Genomic DNA, 246 nt, shown 5'->3' on the forward strand with positions numbered 1-246 from the left:
ACGTAGTACCGCCCACGGCCCGGCCCTGCAGGATGGTGATAGCGCCGTCCTTGCTCATCCGCCCGATGCCTTCCTGGTAAAGGCTGGCGTAGGCTTCGTCTTCCAGCAGCTTGAAGTCGCTGCTGGTCTTGAGCGGGCCTTCTTCGATCAGCAACACTTTGTAGCCGGCGGCGCTGAGGATTTCGGCGGTGGTACCGCCCCCGGCGCCGCTGCCGATGATGGCGACATCCGCTTCCAGGGTGAGGT

General features: G+C 64.2%; 1 protein-coding gene. It reads right to left on the reverse strand.

The annotated features are described in order from the left end of the window. On the reverse strand, positions 1 to 246 hold a 246-nt coding region (locus tag AAEY55_RS18545; protein WP_350552746.1), incomplete at both ends, for an NAD(P)-binding protein.

The sequence above is a fragment of the Pseudoalteromonas sp. 120-MNA-CIBAN-0494 genome (genome assembly GCF_040308885.1).
Lineage (GTDB): Bacteria > Pseudomonadota > Gammaproteobacteria > Enterobacterales > Alteromonadaceae > Pseudoalteromonas > Pseudoalteromonas nigrifaciens.